A 461-nucleotide genomic window follows, 5' to 3' on the forward strand; every position below is an offset into this window, starting at 1 on the left:
GTAGAAGCCATAACAAGTGAACAGTTAGTACTGAAGTCATTGCCGAACCAGAAAGAGAAAGGCATCCACGGCACTCACCCCATCCATGGCGCTTTCTATAAGCTGGCTAAAACGCAAAGCGATATAGCAGGGCTTAATGATCGTCTGCATTTACTGGCGCACATCATCAATGCGGCACTTCACTGGCGCAACGACATACAAGACCTTGAAGCCAACCAAGGTTTTACTGAGCAGCGTAAAAAACGCCTCACGCAGACGACTTACCTCAAAAACCTAGAGGCTGCTTGCAAAGTCGCAAGGCGTATTGATGCTGAGTGGCTGGAATTACTGACCCCTTTCGATCGGCCGACAGAGCAACTGCTTAAATGGTGTGATAGGTACCAAGCAGACGGAGAAAAACAACAGCAAGAAAGTTATCTCAAGGAGTTAGGTCGTTTCTTTGCCTACGCTCTAAATCGTCG

The 461-nt window shown here is 47.7% G+C and carries 1 protein-coding gene; it reads left to right on the top strand.

Annotated features, from left to right (window positions below):
- On the top strand, nt 1–461 hold a 461-nt coding region (locus ACT3XD_RS19725; RefSeq protein WP_444280716.1), incomplete at both ends, for a hypothetical protein.

Origin of the sequence: Halomonas sp. AOP7-B1-5 (genome assembly GCF_052353045.1) — a bacterium.
Lineage (GTDB): Bacteria > Pseudomonadota > Gammaproteobacteria > Pseudomonadales > Halomonadaceae > Vreelandella > Vreelandella colorata.